We start from the raw sequence: 18,734 nt of genomic DNA on the forward strand, positions 1-18,734 counted from the left end.
GACGACCGGTCATTTGACGGCTCATTTGACTGCCCCAAGCGAAAGGCCCTGAACGAGCTTGTCCTGGGCGGCGAAACCGGCGACGAGCACCGGCACGGAGATGCAGACGGCGGCTGCGCACACCTTCGCCAGGAAGAGGCCCTGGCTGGTGACGAAACCGGTGAGGAAGACCGGTGCGGTGCCGGCGACGACGCCGGTCAGCACCCGGGCGAACAGCAGCTCGTTCCAGCTGAAGATGAAGGAGATCAGCGCGGTGGCCGCGATGCCCGGCATGGCCACGGGCGCCACGATCCGCCCCAGGACGGTCAGCAGCCCCGCGCCGTCGATCGAGGCGGCCTCCAGGATCTCCTTGGGCACCTCGGCCAGGAAGGAGCGCATCATCCACACCGCGATCGGCAGGTTCATCGAGGTGTAGAGGATGACCAGCAGCCAGATGTCGTCCAGCATCCCGGCGTTCTGGGCGATCAGGTAGATGGGCAGCAGGCCCGCCACGGCCGGCAGCATCTTGGTGGACAGGAAGAAGAACATCACGTCGGTCCACTTGCGCACCGGCCGGATCGACAGCGCGTAGGCGGCGGGGATCGACAGCAGCAGCACCAGCAGGGTCGAGGCGACGCTGGCCGTCAGGGAGTTGATCAGCGGCGGCCACGGGCTGACCCCGGTGCCGGCACCGAAGAACTCCCGGTACCCCTGCAGGGTGAGCCCGGCCCCGATGCTCGGCGGATTGGTGGCCGCGGCCGACTCGCTGTGCAGCGAGGTGAGCACCATCCAGGCGAACGGCAGGAAGAAGAGCACCCCGCAGAGCCAGGCCAGCAGCCCGAGCAAGGCGCCGTTGCGCCGGGTCGAGGCGGTGCGGCGGCGCGAGGCGGGCAGGGTGGTGGCGGCGGTCACAGTGACTCCTCCCGGAACAGCGACGAGACGGTCCTCAACGCGAGGGTCGCGAGGAGGATGGTGCAGATGACCACGAGGACGCCCTCGGCGGACGCCTGACCGTAGTCGTGGCCCTGGTAGAAGGTCCGGTAGACGGCGTAGGGCAGGTTGGCGGTGCCCAGACCGCCGGAGGTCAGCGTGAAGACCGCGTCGAAGTTCTGCACCACGTAGATGCTGCCGAGCAGCGAGGCGAGCTCCAGATACCGCCGCAGGTGCGGGAAGGTGAGGTAGCGGAACACCTGCCAGGTGCTCGCCCCGTCCACCCGGGCCGCCTCGACGACGTCCATCGGCCGGCTCTGCAGTCCGGCCAGCAGGATCAGCATCATGAACGGCGTCCACTGCCAGATCAGCGAGGCCTCCACCGCGAGCAGCGGAGTGGTCGACAGCCAGTCCGGCTGCGGCGCGTGGGAGCTGCCGAACAGGCTCCAGAGCCAGGTCAGCGTGCCGTTCAGCAGGCCGTACGAGGCGTTGTAGATCGCGTGCTTCCAGAGCAGCGCGGAGGCCGCGGGCACCACCAGGAAGGGCGTGATCAGCATGGTGCGCACGATGCCGCGGCCCCGGAAGCGGCGGTCCAGCAGCAGCGCCAGCACCAGCCCCAGCAGCAGGCTCACCAGCACCACGGCGGCGGTCAGCAGGGCCGTGGTCTCGATGGACGAGCGCAGCGTCGGATCCTCGAACGCCGCGGTGTAGTTGGACAGGCCGCCGAACCCGCGGTTGCCGGGGTCCAGCGCGTTCCAGCGCATGAACGAGATCACCAGGGTTCCCACGAAGGGCAGTTGGGTGACGACGATCATGAATACCAGCGCCGGCAGCAGCGGCGCCCGGCGGGACCAGGCGCCCCGCGGCCGGCCCGCCGCCCGGCGCGCGCCGGGTTCGGCGGACCGTGACACCCTGCTGGGGCGTCCGGTGATCGAGGTAGTGCTCACGTGCGTGTCTCCGCTCGGGTGGGTGCGCGGGGGTGGTGTCAGTGCCCCGCGTACTTGGCGCCGACCTTGGCAGCGAGCGCCTGACTGTTCTTCAGCGCCTGGTCCACGCTGATCTGGCCCGCGATCGCGTCGCTGATCTGCTGCGAGACCTGGGTGCCCAGATCGGTGAACTCCGGGATGCCGACGAACTGGATGCCCGGCGCCGGCCGGGGCGCCACGCCCGGGTTCTGCGGGTCGACGCTGGTCAGCGCGGTCTCGGTGGCCTGGGCGAACGCCGATGCGGAGGCTACGTAGCTCGGGTTGCTGTACGTCGAGGTGCGCTTGCCGGCCGGGACGCGGGGCCAGCCGAGGGTCTGGCCGACCAGTTGCTCGTACCCCTGGCCGGAGGCCCAGGAGATGAACTTCCAGGCGTCGTCCTGGTGCTTGCTGGCCTTCTGCACGCCCCAGGCCCAGGTGTAGAGCCAGCCCGAACTCTTCGTCTGGTCGACCGGCGCGGGCGCGTACCCGACCTTCCCGGCCACCGGCGAGTCCGAGGCCTCCAGCGAGCCGGCCGCCGAGGTCGCGTCGTACCACATGGCGACCTTGCCCTGCTCCAGGTCGTTGAGGCACTCGGTGAACCCGGACTGCGGCGCGCCCGCCTCACCGTGCGCCCGCACCAGGTTGACGTAGAAGTTCGTCGCGGTGGTGAAGGCCGGGGAGGTCAGCTGGGCCTGCCAGTTCTGGTCGAACCAGGTGCCGCCCATGGTGTTGACCACCGTGGTCAGCGGCGCGATCACCTCGCCCCAACCCGGCTGCCCGCGCAGGCAGATGCCCTTCATCCCCGGCTGCGCCCCGTCGGCAGCGGCCGCCAGGTCGGCGACCTGCTGCCAGGTCGGGTTGGCGGGCATGCTCAGGCCCTTGGCCGCGAAGACGTCCTTGCGGTACATCAGGAACGACGACTCGCCGTAGAACGGCTCGGCGTAGATCTGGCCGTTGTAGGTCAGCGCCTGCTGGATGGGGGGCAGGATGTCGCTCTGCTGGAACCCGGTGTCGCCGGCCGCGTGCCCGCTGAGCGAGGCCAGCCAGCCGTTCTTGGCGTAGAACGGGACCTCGTAGTTGCTGATGGTCGCGATGTCGTACTGGCCGGACTGGCTGGAGAAGTCCTGGGTGAACTTGTCGCGGGCGTCGTTCTCCGGCAGCACGGTGAAGTTGACCGTGATGCCGGTGGTCTTGGTGAAGTTGGCCGCGGTCAGCTTCTGCAGATCCGCCATCTGCGGGTTGTTCACCATCACCACGTTGATGGAGTGCGCCTGCGAGCCGCCGCCGGCGCCTCCGGCGCCGCTGCACCCCGCGAGGGTGGCGGCACACAGGACCGCCGCGCCCAGCGGCACGGCCCGGCGCAGGACTGCCTGTCTGTTCGTCATGATGCGTGTTTCCTCACTCTCGGCGAACCCGGTCGGGTGGGACCGGTTCGGGGCACGTGCGACCGAGGCGGCGGCCGTCGCGTCCTGCGGAGACGCCGGCGGTCGCGCCACGAAGCGCGGTTCTTTCTCGGGCCTGGTGCCTCAGGCCCGAATGACGTGCGGTCCAAGTAGCGCGTAGCGATGGGCTTCCGCACTGGACAGTTCGGTGTCGGTGACGATCGTCTCGAAGTCGCCGACCTCCGCGAAGCGGCAGAAGCTGCTGGCTCCGAACTTGCTGTGGTGACCCATGAAGACCCGTCTGCGGGACACCTCGAGGGCCTTGGTCTTGACGTCGGCCACCACGGGATCGGGAGTGGTCAGGCCGAGGTCGCGGGAGATCCCGTTCGCTCCCAGGAACGCCAGGTCGATGACGAAACCCGAGAGCATCGCGCAGGCCCAGGAGCCCACGGTGGCCATGGTCCGGCCGCGGACCCGGCCGCCCAGCAGCAGGACGGTCATGTTGGCCGAGTCGGCCACGGCCGCGGCGGTCGACAGCGACGCCGTCACCACGGTCAGCGGACGGTCGGCCGGCAGCAGCGCGGCGAGGAGCTGCGGGGTGTAGCCCTCGTCGATGAAGATGCTCTCCGCCTCGCCCACGAGCTTGACGGCTTCGGCCGCGATCCGGCGCTTCGCCTCCACATGCCGGGTGACGCGTTGAGCCAGGTCGGTCTCGAAGCCGGCGCTCTCCACCGGATAGGCGCCGCCGTGGGTACGACGGATCAGCCCCCGGCGCTCCAAGTCGCTCAGATCGCGCCGGATGGTCTCCACCGCGACCTTGAAATCGGCGGCCGCGGCGGTGACTTCGACGCGCCCCTCCTGGCGGGCCAGGGCCAGGATCCGGTGCTGCCGGTCCGCTGCCCGCATCTCCGGTTCTCCTTCCGCCCGTTCGGACATCGGAAGCCCGAATGTGCCCGTGGAAGATTTATACCCCCCCGCCGAGACCACGGACAGCTCCGCAGCCGACCGGAACAAGACCGAATTGTGCCCGCAGCCAACGGAGATGAGAGCAGGTCAGCGGCTTCCAACGGCCCGGTGGCCCGCCCCGGATTCCCGATTGCCCGGATTCCGGCCCCGATGACCGCCATTCCCGGGCACTCCGCCCGGGAATGGCTACCGGACTACCGGGTTCTGCCCTGCTCAGGGCGCCCTGATGGAACACGGTCACGGGGCTTGACCCGGATGTCGGCCACCGGCACACTCGGACCCCGATGGTCCGGGTGGGCCGCAGTCCTGTGCCAATGGTGACGAAGCATCGCCCACCCTAAGTTCGGACCTCGGGATCACCCCGGAGACACTGCGGAGCTGGATCCGGGAGCGGTCGGCAGACCCGTGCCCCCAGGCCTCCTGAGCGCCCGCGACAGCGGTGCGCCTCTGGCCTCGTCGCATTGCCCTTTTCGCAACAACACGCACCCACGCGCACCCACACGCTCCGCAGAGCGAGACAACGCCCTTTCCAGCCGCGCCGAGTCAGGACTCTGCTTCCTCCGAGGGAGACACCGTCATGGAGAACGGCTGTCTGAGGGTCGAGACCCTCGGACCACTGCGCGCATATGCCGAAGGACGAGAGCTTCTCCTCGGCTCACCGAAGCAGCGCGCGGTGTTCGCCGTTCTCGCGCTGAGGACCGGCAGCTTCGTCTCGCGTGACGATCTGATCGACTGCGTCTGGGGCGAGTCGCCGCCGACCACCGCCGCCGGCAACCTCCACACCTACGTGTCCGGCCTTCGCCGGGCCCTGGCCGGTCTGGGCGAGCCGCTGACCAGCTCGGGATCGGGCTACACGCTCCAACTCGACCCCGGGCAGCTGGATATCAGAGCTGTCGAGCGGCTGGCAACACGGGCTCGGAGCAGCCGGGCCCAGCAGGACCCGGTCGCTGCGGTCACCGCCCTCGACGAGGCACTGGTCCGCTGGCGCCCGGGCTCCGCGCTCAGCGGCCTGCCGGGTCCGTTCGCCGCCGAGCACCGCACATGGGTGTCGGACCTGCGGCTGCGCCTGCTGCTGGAGCGTGCCGAGCTTCTCCTGGAGCTGAAACAACCGACCACGGTGGCCGACCAGTTGAGGGGCCACCTGCCGGACAACCCCTACCACGAACGGTTGCGCGCCCTGCTGATGACGGCGCTGCGCCGCAGCGGCCGGACGGCCGATGCGCTCGCGCAGTACCACGACCTGCGCAAGCTGCTGACCGAGGATCTGGGGATCGATCCCTCGCCCGAGCTGCAGGCCCTGTACTCATCGATCCTGACCGACAACGCCGGGCCGCACACCTCCTCGAGGGAGCCGGCCACCACCGCTCCGGTCCGGCCGGCGCAGCTTCCTCGCGGCGTCGGTGGCTTCGTGGGTCGGGTCGCTTCGGTCCAGCAGGTGCTGGCCGCGGCGCGCACCGCGTCGGGTGAGGGCGGGGTCGACGAGGCCGGGTGCCCGCAGATCGTGATGCTCGTCGGGGTCGGCGGCGTCGGCAAGACCGCGCTGGCCGTGCACTGCGGCCGGCTGCTGGCCGCCGAATACCCCGACGGCCAGTTGTACGTGAACCTTCGCGGCTTCGACCCCAAGCACCCGGCGAGTTCGGCCGTGGACGCGCTGCACCACCTGCTCACCTCGCTGAACCCGGGGAAGATCCCGGCAGACCAGGAGGAGCGGGTCGCGCTGTGGCGCAGCATCGTGCAGCACAAGCGCATGCTCATCGTGCTGGACAACGCCGCCTGTGCCGACCAGGTAGAGGACCTGCTGCCGGGCGGCGGCCCCTCCTTCACCGTCGTGACCAGCCGCAACCGGCTCAGCGGCCTCGCGGTCCGGTACTCGGCCCGCCGGGTGACCCTGTCGCCGTTCACCGCCGAGGAATCGCTGAGACTGCTCCGCGACTCGATCGGGAGCGCTCGGGTCGGCGCCGAACCGTCGGCGGCGCGGCACCTCGCCGACCTGTGCGACCACCTGCCGTTGGCGTTACGGATCGCCTCGGAGCAGGTGACCGCGGGCCCCCGGTCGCGGATCGCCGACCTGGTCGCCGACCTGGAGGATGTGCGGCGCCGACTCGATGGCCTGCAGATCCCGGACGACGAGCTGTACTCCGTACGCGGCGTGCTCTCCTGGTCCTACGCCAGGCTCGACGCCGCGGCGGCCCACGCGTTCCGCATGCTCGGGCTGTTCCCGGGGGTGAGCATCCGCGTCGAGGTGGCCGCCGCGCTGCTGGACGTCCCGCCGTCGGCGGCGGCAGCAGCACTGCGGAGCCTGGCTGCCCAGCATCTGGTGGAGACCGCCGGCAGCAGCTACTGGATGCACGACCTGACACACATCTACGCCGAGGAGGTGTCCCGCAGCGGCGAGACGAGCGCGTCACGTCGAGCGGCGCTTGAGCGGGTACTCCGGTGGTACGTGAGGACCCTGACGCAGGACCGCAAGGACACCCAGGTCGAGCTTCCGTCAGCCCATGAGGCCGAGGTCCGCCACGAGCCGTCGCGCTTCGACGGTCAGCAGGAACTCGTGGCCTGGTGCGCGCAGGAGTGGGAGAACCTCGCTCCGCTGGTGCGCACGGCGCAGCGGATCGGCTGTCACGAGCAGGCCTGGCAGCTGGCGTACCTGCTCTTCGACTACTTCTGCGCGGCCGGGCAGGCCCGGACCTGGGTGCACACGCTCCTGATCGGGATGCGCAGCGCCGAAATGATCCAGAACCGACGAGCCAAGGCGGTCCTGCTCAACCACCTGGGCACGGCCCACTCTCGACTGGGGCAGCACAGTGCCGCGCTGCACCATCTTCAGCATGGCCTGCGGCTGTTGGAGGATCTCGGCGACGACGTGCTGCGCAGCGGTCTGCTCGGCAGTCTGGCAGCCACGCTTCGGCAGGCCAAGGACTACGCGGCCGCTCTGCCCCACGCCAGAGCTGCTCTGGACCTGGCGCACCGTGTCGGGCTGGAGTACCACCAGGCGGGATGCCTCGACGTCCTCTGCGAACTGCACGCCGAACTGGGCGAGTTCGAGGAGTCGTTGCGGTACGGGAGGCCTGGCCTCACAGCGGCGAGAAGCTGCCGGAACGTGCTGGCCGAAGCCAACATCCTGATCAACCTGGGCCTGGCGGAACACGGGCTCCACAACGCCGAGAAGGCAGTGCGGTACCTCCAGGACGCGCTGTCGCTGTCCGAGACCGGCGGCGACCACTACCACGAGGCCCTGGCCCTGTTCGGTCTCGCCAAGGTGCACCGCTCGGGATCGGCCCGGCAGGCGGCCCACGGCCTGGCAACCCGGGCGCTGCTGCGGCTGCGGGGGTTGGAGGCCGGGGAGGTCGCCGATGTCACGGATTTCCTCCGTACCCTGGATGCCGACTCCCCACCGGTGACAGCGGAGGATTCGGTGCGCCGCGCCGGATAGCGCCGCTGCGCTGGTGCTGCTGCCAGATCAGCACCGCCTCGACCCGGCTGCCCGCCCCGAGCGACCGGAAGATCCGGTTGATGTGGTTCTTCACGGTCTTCTCGCTGACGTGCAGTCGCGCGGCGATCTCGGCGTTGCGCACACCGCGGGACACCAGGGCCATCACCTCGTGCTGACGCTGCGACAGGACCGCTACCGGGGTGTCGGCGTCGGTGTCCGGCACTGCGGCCAGGTGCGGCCGGCTGTGCGGGACAGGGGGCTCGGCCGCCGGCCGGCCACCGACCTCGACCACGCTCAGCCGGTACTCCGCGCACAGCCGGCGAGCGGCCGGCCGGTCCGTGACGGCCGCACCCACCGCACCGGCCGCCGGTCTGACGGCGACTTCGACGTAGGGCATGCGCACAATCTCCACGGCCAGGTTCTTGCTGGCGAACACCTGCCGGATCTGGGCCAGGATGTCCGGGCTCGTGATGGCGATCCGCACGCAGGTGGGACCGGCGCAGGTGGGACTGATCGGCACGGACGCGGCGGCAACTGTCATACGCTCAGCGTGGCGGAGTCGGCTTCAGACCTTCTTCACGTCCGGTACAGACACCGGAGCCAGCTGGGCGAGCACTTCGTCCTCGGTGGGGACGTCGACGCGGTCCGCCCAGCGCAGCGTCGACACGATCATGTCGAAGAGCAGGACGACGGCCTGGACCGGCTCGGCGTCGACGTCGCCGTCGGTCAGCACGGTGAAGGTGAGCAGTCCCCACACGCCGGGCGCATCCGGATTGGACACGTAGTACGAGACCTGCCAGGACGGCGCCTTGCGCCGGACCCGGCCGCTGTCGATGACCGAGGCCACCCGCACCGCCGGGGCACCGCCGATCTCCAGGTAGGTCCCGTCGGCCCCCGCATCGGCAAGGATGGAGGCCAGCAGCCGCTCCGGGTCCTCGTTCTCGTCCTCGCTTTCGAGGACGGTCACCAGCATCGATCCGGGCAGCCGGATGCCGCTGAACTCCTGCAGCGGCAGCAGGACCGAACGGGCGCCCTGCCGCGCGGCCTCGTCGGTCGCCTCGGTGAGTTCCTTGCGCAGCATCTTGCGCCACGGACCCGCCTTGTCCCGCGGCAGCGAGTCGGGCAGGTGGTGGTGGACCATGTCGTCGATGATCCGGCGGCGCAGCCTGGTGGTGTCCGGTGTGGTGGGAATCTGCGCCCAGCCGTCCGGGAGGACGAGTTCGAAGTCGATCACGCCGGCCCTCCCCCGGTGGCCGCGACGAAGCCGAGCAGGGCCGGCCCCCCGTCGGTGGGAGCGCATTCGTCGGCTATCTGGTGCATCAACTGCTCGACTCCGTTGCCGATCAAGGCCATCAGTCCCATCTCGAAGACGAGTGTGGTCAGCATGACGTCGATGCCGACGCCCGGCGCCCCGCCGGTCGGCGGCACGTCGAGGCGCATCGCCGCGTTCACGCGCGCGTAGGCGGCGCCCTCCGGGCTGCGGCACAGGGCGAACACCCGCAGCCCGTCACCGATCGAGGTGGTCACGTAGTCGACGACGGGCTCGCGTGCGTCGCCCGCCATGCCGCGGGCACCGACCAGGTGCATCAGGTAGTTGGGGTCCCCCGCCACGGGCCCGCGGAAGTCCACGACCACCGGGACGGGCGCCCACCTCGGCCGATCGCCCACGAACGCCGCGCCCCAGGCCAGCCGGGCCCCGGTGGGCAGCCGGCCCGCGCGTTCCAGCAGCCATCGGGCGGTGTCACGTCCCACCATGTCCGAGGTGATGGGGAACTCCGCCCCGGCATCGGCGGGCCAGGTCGCGCGCACGGCGGCCAGGCCCTCGGACGTCCACTCCTCGAACAGGCCCACCAGGTACTCGGTCCACTCCTCGTGCGCCGGCTCGCCCGGCCGCACGGGCGGCACCCACTCCCAGTGCCACGGCTGCTGCGTCAGCGCCGCCAGATCGTCGTTCATCTTCTCTCCCGTGCTCGCTAGGAGGGGTTGACCGAGGGAATCCACCCCTGCAGCCGCCCGCCGGTGTAGATCAACCCGCCCATGCCGAACGCACCGTTGAAGCCGCCCCAGGCGAACCAGAGCGGCGAGATCTTGCCGCCGATCGCCGCCATGATGCCCGACAGGTCGCGGAAGCCGCTCAGGCCGCCGATGACGCCCGACCAGTCCCCCAGGAACTTCAACGGATTGCTGAACAACGTCCCCCACAGCTCACCGGCCTTCCCCAACTGCATCCCCGCCGATTGCCAGAATCCGATCTCGGGGGTGACCCCGCCGAACTTGCCCAACAACCAGTTGGTGGCCGGGTTGTTGAACCAGTCCGACATGTTCGTCCACCCGGTGGCCGGGTTCACCGGAATGGTGAAGTCGCCCGGGGTGGTGTTGACCCCGGTGGTGACGGTCGGTCCGGTCCTCACCCCCGCCGGTCCCACCGGTTGCAGTTCGATGGGCGCGCCAGGGCCCCAGCGCAGTTGCGGCGGGTTCACCGTGATCGGGCGCGGCCGGCCGGCGAGAGTGCCGAGGGTCTTGGCGGCACTGGCCATACCCTTGGCCACCACCGAGGCGATGGCGCCCAGGCCGGCCAGGCCGAGCCCGACGGCCCCGAGGATGACGTCGGCCAGGCTGCCCTTGCCGTCCTTGTAGAGCACGATGTTGGCGACCAGCGTGACGGCGCCGGCCACCACTCCGGCGAGGACCAGCACGTCCACGCCGGGGATGAGGATCGCGAGGACGCCAAGGATCATGCCGATGATGGCGAAGATCTGGCTGATCTTGGCCATGACGGCGTCGAGCTTGTCCTTGTAGGTGTCGGTCAGCCCGTCGTCGTATCTCCTGGCGCTGACCGCGTCGCCGAAGCGCTTGCCGGCCACGTTGAGCGCGTCCAGCGCGTTGTTGAGCCGCGTCTTCGCCGCCGACATGTTCGCGTCCGCATCGGACTTGGCCTTGTTCTTGTCGTTGCCCTTCTGCTGCTCCGCGGGGGTGGTGGTGCCGTCCGAGCTCTTCTGCGGATCCGGCATGCCGTTCGCCTTGGTCTGGGCGGTCTTGGCCGCCTCGGCGTCCGTCAGCGCAGCGGCGGTCTCGCTGAGCCCCTGGTCCAGGTCCGGCTCGTACTTGCCGATCTCGTTGGCGACGTCGTGGTAGCGCACGGCGGCCTTGGTGAGTCTGTCGTTGAGCGAACTCGCCTCGGACTTCAGCCCCTGGACGTACTGGCCGGCGAGGCTGTCACTGTTGGTACTGACGATCTGCTGCAGCTTGGCGGTCGCGTCGTCGATGGTCGTGGCGATGTGGGCGTAGCGCTTCTGTGCCGCGGCCACCACGTCGGGGTCGGCGTGGACAGGGTCCGAGTGCCGGTCCAACGGCGACCAGTCGAGATTTCTGATGGACATTCAGTTCTCCTTGACTTCGCCAACTTGGCGAATCGTCAGCTCTTCTGGAGCGAATCCAGCAGCTGCTTGTCCCCCTGCGTCCAGGCGGTGTCGATCTTGGTCACCTTGTCGCGAAGGGCCTTCATGTCCTTGACCATCGCGTCGCGGTGGACGGTCCAGTTGGCGGCGAAGTCGCCCATCGACAGATTGGCGTTGTGCTGTCCCCAGAGCCCCTTGTCGTCGTTCTGGAAGTCCAGCGCCCCCTCGAACTGGCTGATCAGCTCGTTGAGGTCGTTGATCAGGGTCTGCAGGTCCTTCACCACGAGGTCTGCCATCACTGCTCCCGGTTGTCGTGGGCGGGATTGCCGGGCGGGGCGGCCGCCGGCAGCGGGATCCGGGCGGGCAGCAGGCTGCCGCTCCCCAGGTGCACCAGGGCCGCGCCCGCTTCGACCCTGGCGGCGGTCTGGGAACGGGACAGCCGGACACCCACCAAGTCGCCGTCGCTCATGTTGGGCGGCGACAGCAGCACGCCGCGCCGATTCTTCTTGATGTCCGCCTGCCAGCCGGAGAAGCCGTTCGCCACCGAGGCGACCTCCCCGCCGATGATCACGCCCCGCCTGCTTCCGGAGGCTTTGCGGACGAACGCCTTCAGCCAGTCCCGGCACGGCAGGTCGCGCCATACCTCGGCATCGTCGACCACGAGCACCACCGGACCGGCACCGGGGTCCAGCAGGTCGGCGAACTCGGTCTCGGTGGGGACGTCGCCGGTGATGACACCACGCACGCCGGGCCTTCCCGCGAAGCCGCGCAGCAGGGAGTTCATGGGGGCGCCGATGACCACCTCGGTCCCGCCGCGCAGCAGCGACTCCGTCATGACGGCGAGTGCCGTGCTGCGCCCGGACCGGGACGGCCCGGCGACCAGGAAGGTCGGCTGATCGCCCAGCAGGTCGGCCCCGACCGGCTCCAACTCGTCGCCGGCGACCCCGATCAGTGCCCACATGGGGGCCGGGGTCCCGACCATCTCCCACGCCTGCTCGAAAGGCACTTGGGTGGGCATCACCGCGATCCGCTTGGGCCGTGCCGACTTCGCGACGGCCGCCTCCCGCTCGACCAGCCGGGCCGCCAGCGCGTGCACCGCGGCGACCTGCGCCGGGCCTGCCGGGTCGGCCGCCACCAGCGCGACCTGGGTCTCGATCGCGCTGCCCGCGCGGTAGCCGCGGCCCGGCGGGAGGTTCTCCGGGATCTTCCGCGGGTTCAGCCCGGCCAGGCTGGCATCGCTGCGGTCCGACAGTCGCAGCACCAGCTTGTCCTCGCACAGTGAACTCATCCGGCCGCTCAGCAGCATGTGGTCACCGGCGATGACCACATGCACCCCGGCGCTGGCGCCTTCGCGGTGCAGGGTCTGGATCAGGTCGGTCAGCGCCCCGCCGTCGTACTCGCTGAGGGTTCCCATGAACCCTTCCCAGCGGTCCAGCAGCAGCACGACATGGGGTAGCCGCTCGGTCTCCGGCCTGGCCGCGCGTTGCTCGGCCACATCGGCGAAGCCGCCCTCGCCGAGCAGTCGCTGACGGTTCTGCACCTCGGTGTGCAGGCGCTTCAGCAGCCGGGCGGCCCGGTCGGCCTCCGTGCGCTGCACCATCGCGCCGCAGTGCGGCAGCTTGGTGAGCGGAAGCAGGGCGCCGTTGCCGCAGTCGAGCCCGTACAGGTGCAGGTCGGCGACGCTGGAGGCGCTGGCCGCGGCTGCCGCGAAGGTCCGCAGCGCAGCGGAGCGCCCGGAGCGCGGGGCGCCGATGATGTGCAGGTGCCCGAAGGTGGCCAGGTCCACCGTCACCGGTTCCTGGCGTTGCTGCGCCGGCAGGTCCTGGACCGCCCAGGAGAACGACGGGTTCCCCGTCGTACCGCCGACCGGATCCGGCGCCAGCTCCACCACCGGCGACAGCGGCAGCGGCGGCAGCCACGGCCGGCGCTGCGGGGCGATCCCCACCATGTCGTTGGCCTGTCGGATCGCCGCCACCAGGACCGACAGGTCGGTCACCTCATCGGTCTCGGCCGCGCTTTGCGGGCGCTGCGGCGCGGGCAGTCCCAGGTCCAGCCAGGAGACCGGCTGCAGGAACGGAGCGACCACCACGGCCGTACGGTCGGCCCGCGGGCGGCGACCCCCCACCCGGCCGGTCTGGAACGGGATCAGCGAGCTGTGCCCGAGCCGGGCGTAGGCCCGCCCCGGGGTCGACGCCGAGATGCTCGCGGCGTCCCGGGCGTCGATGACATCGGTGCTCTCTCCGGCGTCGGTCACCCGCAGCGCGACCCGCAGGTTGGTGTTGGCGCGGATCTCCGCCGAGACCACACCGGACGGGCGTTGGGTCGCCAGGATCAGATGGATGCCCAGCGAGCGGCCGCGCTGAGCGACGTTCACCAGGCCGCTGACGAAGTCGGGCAGCTCGCGCGCCATGGACGCGAACTCGTCGATGACGATGAGCAGGCGCGGGATCGGCGCCAGTTCCGGCCGCCGGCCGGCGTAGTCGAGGTAGTCCTCGAGGTCCTTCGCGCCCGCGGCCGCCAGCTGGTGCTCACGATGGGTCAGCTCGGCGCTCAGCGAGGTGAGGGCCCGTTCGACGAGATGCGTGTCCAGGTCCGTCACCAGGCCGACGGTGTGGGGCAGGTCGACGCAGTCCTTGAACGCGGCGCCGCCCTTGTAGTCGACCAGGACGAAGGTCATCGCGTCCGGGCGGTTGGCCACCGCCAGTGATGCCACCAGGGTCTGCAGGAACTCCGACTTGCCCGAGCCCGTGGTGCCCGCGACGAGGCCGTGCGGGCCGTGGTTGACCAGGTCGAGGGCGAACGGGCCGTTGAGCGAGTACCCGACCACGGCCTTGGTGCTGCGGCTCGACGAGCGCCAGCGGCCGGCGAGCGCGGCGGCGGTCGGGTCCTGGAGACCGAGGATCTCCAGCAGCCGCGCGGAGGGCGGCAGCGCGGCCTCGCCCCCGTTCTCGCTGACGTCGCGCAGTGGCGCCAGCTGGCGCCCGGCCGCCTCGTACCAGCTGTCCGACACCTCGTCCGCGAGGATGCCGTCGAGCTGCGCGGCGCGCTGCCGGCGCAGGGTGACCGGCTGCCCCTCGCTCCCGATGACGACGGTCGCGCACTCCTCCGGCAGGGTGCGTTCGTCGGCGTCCACGCAGATGCTGTAGACGCCGACCGCAGGCCCCTCCTGAAGGACCGTCACCACTCCGGGCAGCGCACGCAGCCGTCGGGCGCCGTCAAGCACCACGACGATGTCCGGGTCGGCGAGCACGGCCCCGGCGCCGGCGTTGAGTCGCACCTGCTGGCGGGCGGTGATGAGCTCGATCAGCTCGGCGACCCGGTGGCCGAGCGTCTCGGCGTCCGCGCCCACCAGCGCCAGGGCCTGCTGCCCCAGCATCGGCCGGGTGTGCGGCAGCCAGGCCGCCCACTGCCACAGGGGTTCGCCCGCCGGGTCGGTCAGGATGTACAGCTGCACGTCGCGGGGGCTCTGCAGCACGGCCAGCTGACCGACCAGCCAGCGCGCCATCCGCCGCGGCCAGCCGTCCGGCCCTGCGACACCGACGACTCCCGTCTGCGCGATGGAGAAGGCGGCGGGGACGTCATGTGCCGCCCGGAGATCCTGCTGGCGCTGCGTGCCTTCAACCTCCTCGACGGCGATCCTGGTGGGCAGGTCGGCGATTCCGACCCGGACCAGCAGGTGGTCCGGATCAGTGCGGCGGCGCTCCCAGAGCCGTGCCCTCGGACCGGTCGCGATGACGAGCAACTCGCCCGGGTCCGGGCCGGCGGCGCGGCAGTCCAGGCGTTCCTGTTCCATCGCCGCCGCGATCTCGGCCTCGGTGGCGGCGAGTTGGGCCTGGTACTCGGCCAGCTGCCGCCGGTAGCCGATCCGGCCCTGACGCCGCCCGCTGAACCAGTTCCCGACCATCATGACCGGCGACATCGCCGCCATCATCAGGAACATCGTGTTGTTCGTCAGCACCGCGATCAGGCCGCCGGCGACGGCGGGCAGACCGGCCGCCAGCCACGGCAGCGCGCTCGCGGCCGACTGCCTGGGCTGGACCGGGAGGCGAAATGCGGTGCGCTGTACCGGGGGTAGCAGCCGAGGGGGGCGGTTGTAGTCCAAGTACTCACCGTCGTGCGATGGTTCGATGACGGCATCCGGGCGCAGCACCGGGTGCGCCTCCAGGATGCTGTCCCCGACCCGGAGTTGGACCGTCTCCCGCCAGGCGACCTCGCGGTCGGGCAGCGGGGCGCGGCCCAGCCGGACGGAGGGCGCGGCGGCCCGCACGTGCACCGAGGCGTTCAGGGACACCCGGACGACGGCCATCACCTCCGCCGGGTCACCACCCTTGGTGATGTGGACACCGGCACCGGATTGGATTCGGTGCTCGCCTGCGTCGAGGTACCAGACCCGCCCGGCACCGGCGCCCGCCACCACCCGGACGGTGACCAGGCCGGCGCGGCGGCTCTGGACCGGGCCGGGCCGGCCGAGCCATAGGACGGACCCGTCGTGGATCCCGCTGGCCGCCAGTGGCTGGGCGAGGTCGAGCAGTTGATCGGCGAGATAGACCGCCGTCACACCCGGGTCGCCGGTTGGCAGGGCCTGCGACACGTCGAGGCTGTCCAGCAGGTTCTTGACGACGTCGCGCAGGAGCGTGGCGGGATCGGCATCCACGACCACGTCGGCCGACCAGTCCGGACGCCGGGCAATGGTGATCATCATGGGCATGGTTCCCAACCCCTCATGAGTGCGGGCTCCCGCGCCGCCGGTACGGCCGGCGCGGGGCACGCGTACGGTGCCCGGACAACTCCGGGCCGACTGCTACTTGTTGAGGGAGCCGGAGAGCTGGGTGTCCATGTCCCGCATCGCGGTCACGGCCTTGTTGAGCCAGGTCGACAGCTGTTCCAGGGTGTCCATGGCCTGAACGGCCGAGGTGTTGAACTCGCGGTGCACCTCGTCGAACTTGCCCGACGCCTGCTCGGTGACGAAGCCGTTGCTGGTCAGGTTGTCGACGATGGTCCTGCACTGGTTGAGCTTGTCGTCGATGTCGGCCTTGTTGTTGCTCATCGTGGTCGCCGCGTCCACCATCTCCTGGTAGGTGACGTTCAGATTCGCCATGGTGAGTCCCTTCTGGTGCTGCTGCCGGGCGTCGCGGTAGGCAGCGACACGTTCGGCACGGACGATGTCGATGCTAGGAACGGACCCGATGCCGGTCCAGGACCCCGGGGAGGGCTTGGGCCCAGGGGCCCAAGCCCTCCCCGGGGTCAGCGTTGACACCTCCCCCGCGGGAAGAGCAACGTTTGGAAGAGACCGGATGCCCCGTTCACGCCGGCCGATGCGGGGCGGCTTCTGACGATGCGACAGCCGCGCCGGGCGGGGTGCACACCGACACGACCGGCCGCCCACAGCCGAGGAGACACAGGTGACACTGCTGAGCCGACCCGATGATCGCGTTCATGGTCGCGGCAACTGGCTTGCCCGGATGCGCAGGTCGCGAAGGGCCGAGCCGCGATCGGGGCCGGGCCCGCGCACCGATCACGGCCTGTGGACCGTGGACCGGGTCGTGCGCGTCCTGGCCACCGCCTGCGACCGCGAGAACCGCGCTGTTCCGGTGGCCCACGCCGTCGTCGTCGGGCCCGACACCGTCTGGCTCCGCCTGAGGACCCCCGACGAGCGGCCCCCTGCCGGGTGGACCGCCGAGCAGGGCGGCCGGACCTGGCATGCGCAGCTGCGCCGGCTGCAGGGCGAGAGTGTGGCGGAGTCGCTGACGGAGCCGTACCCGCGACTGGTCTCACTCGGCGACACCAGCAAGGGCTTTGTGCTGCTCAACCTCAGCCAGGCCGGCGGCATCATCAGCCTGGAGGGCGATGCCCGGCAGGCGAGGGCCCTGGCCGAGGACTGGACCCGCGAGCTCACCGCGAGCCCGTGGTCACGGGATGTGCGGGTGGTCCGTATCGGGTTCAAACCCGGCCCGGCGGAGCGGTTCGGATCGACCGAGGCACCGCCCCTGGCCGACGGCGATGCCGAACTGGGCGACGAGACCGGCGGAGTGGCACTGCTGACCGGTCTACCCGGCGGCCGCGACCGCGAGTTCATCTACCGGCTGGCCGAAGATCCGGAGGGACGATGGTCGGTGGTCGTCCTCGGCCGGGTCGACCATCCGCGGTGGCGCTTCACCATCGACGCAACCGGTGTCGTGGACACCGGCCTCCTGGACGAGCCCGTGGCCCGCCGGCTGAACTCGGCAGTGGACGCGCCTGCCCACGAGGCAGTCGATGCCGATCCTGCCGGCCACCCGGCCGGCGGGGCCGCACCCGAAAGCCGCCGGGGCGGGCGGCTGTTCGCCCGCGCGTGGGTCGCCGTCGCCGCCGTGGTCGTCGCCTGCCTGGTGGGCGGCGCCCTCGTACTCACGCTGAAGGGCTCCTCCTCGCCCTCCGCACCCGTGGCTCAATCCTCCGGCAAGCAGACAGTCGCGGCCACGAGGCCGACGAGCAGCACCCCGCCCACGAGCACGGCGGCCGCCGCGACCGGCGCGACAGCGCTGGTGAACTCCGGCGCCGGCAAGTGCCTCAGCGGTTCAGCGGGCTCGGACGGCACACCGCTGATCCTGTTGGCGTGCGACGGCAGCGTGACCCAGAAGTGGATCTCCGCCTCCGACGGCACGATCCGGACGAACGGCCTCTGCATGGACGCCGCCTGGGGCGGCACCGCCGCCGGCACGGTCGTGCAGATCGCGAACTGCAGCGGCAACCCGGCACAGCACTTCTCCCTCACCAGCAACACCCTCTACTCCGCGCAAGCCAAGATGTGCGCGGGCGCGGTGAACGGCGGCACTGCGATCCAGTTGCTTCCCTGCGACCAGAGCGGGGCCGAGCTCTTCAAGCGAGGCTGAACGCCGTCGCCCGCCGATGATCTGTCAGCACTGCGGGCAGCTCCCAACGCAGACCGCTGAGTGAACAGCGAGACCGTCCTGGCGCTCCAACCACCTTGATGTGAACGTGTCGTGGGGTGACAGCAAGCACTGCTGTCACCCCACGACACCGCGCGATCCTGGTGGCTGATTGCAACTTCTATGCTGCGAGGCTTAGCTGAAGTCCCCGTCGGCCCCTGCGTCGTGGAGATTGCTCACGGACATGCCGGCCTCACCGTTCGGTCGAAGGGAGAGTGTACGTTGTCGGCACGGGTCGCTCGCTCCGTGCCGACAATGCGGTTCAACGCCGGTGCAGGACCAGGCGAGTGGCGAGGCCGCCGCCCACGCCGGCCAGCACGGCCACCGGCAGCCACCAGGCCGGCCAGGACAGCAGTCCGAGCGAGGCGTCGAGCGACCAACGACCGGGTCCGGTGGCGGACAGCACTGCGCCGATCGTGACCAGCACCAGCGGGTACTCGAACCCGTCGTTCTGCACCCACAGCCCGTGCGGCCGCTTGACGGTCAGTGCCACCGTCATCACGCCCATCGTCCCCGCGGCGGCCAGCGGCGTCAGCAGGCCCGCCGCAAGGAGCAGTCCGGCACCGATCTGGGCGCCTCCCGCGGTGAGCGCGGTGAACACGCCTCCGCGAAAGCCGTCGCCGCGGAACTCCTCGGTGCCGCCGGCCAGCCCGCGGCCGCCCAGGTGGAAGCTGACCTTCTGGACTCCGTGCCCCGCGACCAGCAGGCCGGCGACCAGCCGGAGCAGCAGGAGACCTGTGTTCACTGGCGAA

14 protein-coding genes are annotated in these 18,734 nt (G+C 70.7%); 2 read left to right on the plus strand and 12 right to left on the minus strand.

Features of this window, described 5'->3' with window-relative positions; genetic code table 11:
* Positions 1 to 21: 21 nt before the first annotated feature.
* The 4 genes from P3T35_RS23750 to P3T35_RS23765 form a co-directional block, all read right to left on the minus strand.
* Positions 22 to 891 (minus strand): carbohydrate ABC transporter permease, encoded by an 870-nt coding sequence (locus P3T35_RS23750; protein ID WP_180356777.1) that lies wholly within the window; start codon positions 889 to 891, stop codon positions 22 to 24.
* Positions 888 to 1,724, minus strand: coding sequence for a sugar ABC transporter permease (locus tag P3T35_RS23755; protein WP_101385518.1), 837 nt, complete (start codon positions 1,722 to 1,724; stop codon positions 888 to 890). The genes P3T35_RS23750 and P3T35_RS23755 overlap by 4 nt, the downstream gene beginning before the upstream one ends.
* 170 nt (positions 1,725 to 1,894) lie before the next feature.
* Positions 1,895 to 3,259, minus strand: coding sequence for a sugar ABC transporter substrate-binding protein (locus P3T35_RS23760; protein ID WP_101384095.1), 1,365 nt, complete (start codon positions 3,257 to 3,259; stop codon positions 1,895 to 1,897).
* A 141-nt stretch (positions 3,260 to 3,400) separates the two neighbouring features.
* Positions 3,401 to 4,162 (minus strand): DeoR/GlpR family DNA-binding transcription regulator, encoded by a 762-nt coding sequence (locus tag P3T35_RS23765; RefSeq protein WP_101384094.1) that lies wholly within the window; start codon positions 4,160 to 4,162, stop codon positions 3,401 to 3,403.
* Between the two features lie 637 nt (positions 4,163 to 4,799).
* On the opposite strand from P3T35_RS23765, the gene P3T35_RS23770 reads away from it, so the two are divergent.
* Complete coding sequence (locus tag P3T35_RS23770; RefSeq protein WP_101384093.1) at positions 4,800 to 7,655, plus strand: BTAD domain-containing putative transcriptional regulator; 2,856 nt, start codon at positions 4,800 to 4,802, stop codon at positions 7,653 to 7,655.
* Here the strand turns inward: P3T35_RS23770 and P3T35_RS23775 are convergent.
* The 7 genes from P3T35_RS23775 to P3T35_RS23805 all read right to left on the minus strand — a co-directional run bounded on the left by P3T35_RS23775 (position 7,579) and on the right by P3T35_RS23805 (position 16,151).
* Positions 7,579 to 8,196: a helix-turn-helix transcriptional regulator gene (locus tag P3T35_RS23775; protein ID WP_101384092.1), complete on the minus strand. Its 618-nt coding sequence runs from the start codon at positions 8,194 to 8,196 to the stop codon at positions 7,579 to 7,581. The two genes, P3T35_RS23770 and P3T35_RS23775, sit on opposite strands and share 77 nt — an antisense overlap.
* Positions 8,197 to 8,220: 24 nt before the next feature.
* Positions 8,221 to 8,889 (minus strand): hypothetical protein, encoded by a 669-nt coding sequence (locus tag P3T35_RS23780; RefSeq protein ID WP_101384091.1) that lies wholly within the window; start codon positions 8,887 to 8,889, stop codon positions 8,221 to 8,223.
* A complete protein-coding gene (locus tag P3T35_RS23785; protein ID WP_101384090.1) occupies positions 8,886 to 9,611 on the minus strand; it encodes a hypothetical protein in 726 nt (241 codons plus the stop codon). The genes P3T35_RS23780 and P3T35_RS23785 overlap by 4 nt, the downstream gene beginning before the upstream one ends.
* 17 nt (positions 9,612 to 9,628) lie before the next feature.
* Complete coding sequence (locus P3T35_RS23790) at positions 9,629 to 11,035, minus strand: hypothetical protein (protein WP_101384089.1); 1,407 nt, start codon at positions 11,033 to 11,035, stop codon at positions 9,629 to 9,631.
* Between the two features lie 35 nt (positions 11,036 to 11,070).
* Entirely contained in the window at positions 11,071 to 11,349 is a 279-nt protein-coding gene (locus P3T35_RS23795; RefSeq protein WP_101384088.1) for a hypothetical protein, read from the minus strand.
* Positions 11,349 to 15,752, minus strand: a complete 4,404-nt coding sequence (locus tag P3T35_RS23800; protein ID WP_280707637.1) for an FtsK/SpoIIIE domain-containing protein — start codon at positions 15,750 to 15,752, stop codon at positions 11,349 to 11,351. The genes P3T35_RS23795 and P3T35_RS23800 overlap by 1 nt, the downstream gene beginning before the upstream one ends.
* Before the next feature lie 102 nt (positions 15,753 to 15,854).
* Positions 15,855 to 16,151, minus strand: coding sequence for a WXG100 family type VII secretion target (locus P3T35_RS23805; RefSeq protein ID WP_101384086.1), 297 nt, complete (start codon positions 16,149 to 16,151; stop codon positions 15,855 to 15,857).
* A 433-nt stretch (positions 16,152 to 16,584) separates the two neighbouring features.
* Here P3T35_RS23805 and P3T35_RS23810 point away from each other — a divergent pair, with 433 nt between their 5' ends.
* Positions 16,585 to 17,925 (plus strand): RICIN domain-containing protein, encoded by a 1,341-nt coding sequence (locus tag P3T35_RS23810; protein WP_280707639.1) that lies wholly within the window; start codon positions 16,585 to 16,587, stop codon positions 17,923 to 17,925.
* 319 nt (positions 17,926 to 18,244) lie between these two features.
* Here P3T35_RS23810 and P3T35_RS23815 read toward each other — a convergent pair whose 3' ends face one another.
* Positions 18,245 to 18,727: a DoxX family membrane protein gene (locus P3T35_RS23815; RefSeq protein WP_101384085.1), complete on the minus strand. Its 483-nt coding sequence runs from the start codon at positions 18,725 to 18,727 to the stop codon at positions 18,245 to 18,247.
* Positions 18,728 to 18,734 lie beyond the last annotated feature (7 nt).

This window comes from Kitasatospora sp. GP30, from assembly GCF_029892145.1.
Lineage (GTDB): Bacteria > Actinomycetota > Actinomycetes > Streptomycetales > Streptomycetaceae > Kitasatospora > Kitasatospora acidiphila.

Bases quoted from the DNA above. Each gene is read 5' to 3' on its own strand.
- P3T35_RS23790 (WP_101384089.1), bottom strand. From the start codon at position 11,035: ATGTCCATCAGAAATCTCGACTGGTCGCCGTTGGACCGGCACTCGGAC.
- P3T35_RS23755 (WP_101385518.1), bottom strand. From the start codon at position 1,724: ATGATCGTCGTCACCCAACTGCCCTTCGTGGGAACCCTGGTGATCTCG.
- P3T35_RS23775 (WP_101384092.1), bottom strand. From the start codon at position 8,196: ATGACAGTTGCCGCCGCGTCCGTGCCGATCAGTCCCACCTGCGCCGGT.
- P3T35_RS23785 (WP_101384090.1), bottom strand. From the start codon at position 9,611: ATGAACGACGATCTGGCGGCGCTGACGCAGCAGCCGTGGCACTGGGAG.
- P3T35_RS23800 (WP_280707637.1), bottom strand. From the start codon at position 15,752: ATGATCACCATTGCCCGGCGTCCGGACTGGTCGGCCGACGTGGTCGTG.
- P3T35_RS23770 (WP_101384093.1), top strand. From the start codon at position 4,800: ATGGAGAACGGCTGTCTGAGGGTCGAGACCCTCGGACCACTGCGCGCA.
- P3T35_RS23760 (WP_101384095.1), bottom strand. From the start codon at position 3,259: ATGACGAACAGACAGGCAGTCCTGCGCCGGGCCGTGCCGCTGGGCGCG.
- P3T35_RS23795 (WP_101384088.1), bottom strand. From the start codon at position 11,349: ATGGCAGACCTCGTGGTGAAGGACCTGCAGACCCTGATCAACGACCTC.
- P3T35_RS23765 (WP_101384094.1), bottom strand. From the start codon at position 4,162: ATGCGGGCAGCGGACCGGCAGCACCGGATCCTGGCCCTGGCCCGCCAG.
- P3T35_RS23805 (WP_101384086.1), bottom strand. From the start codon at position 16,151: ATGGCGAATCTGAACGTCACCTACCAGGAGATGGTGGACGCGGCGACC.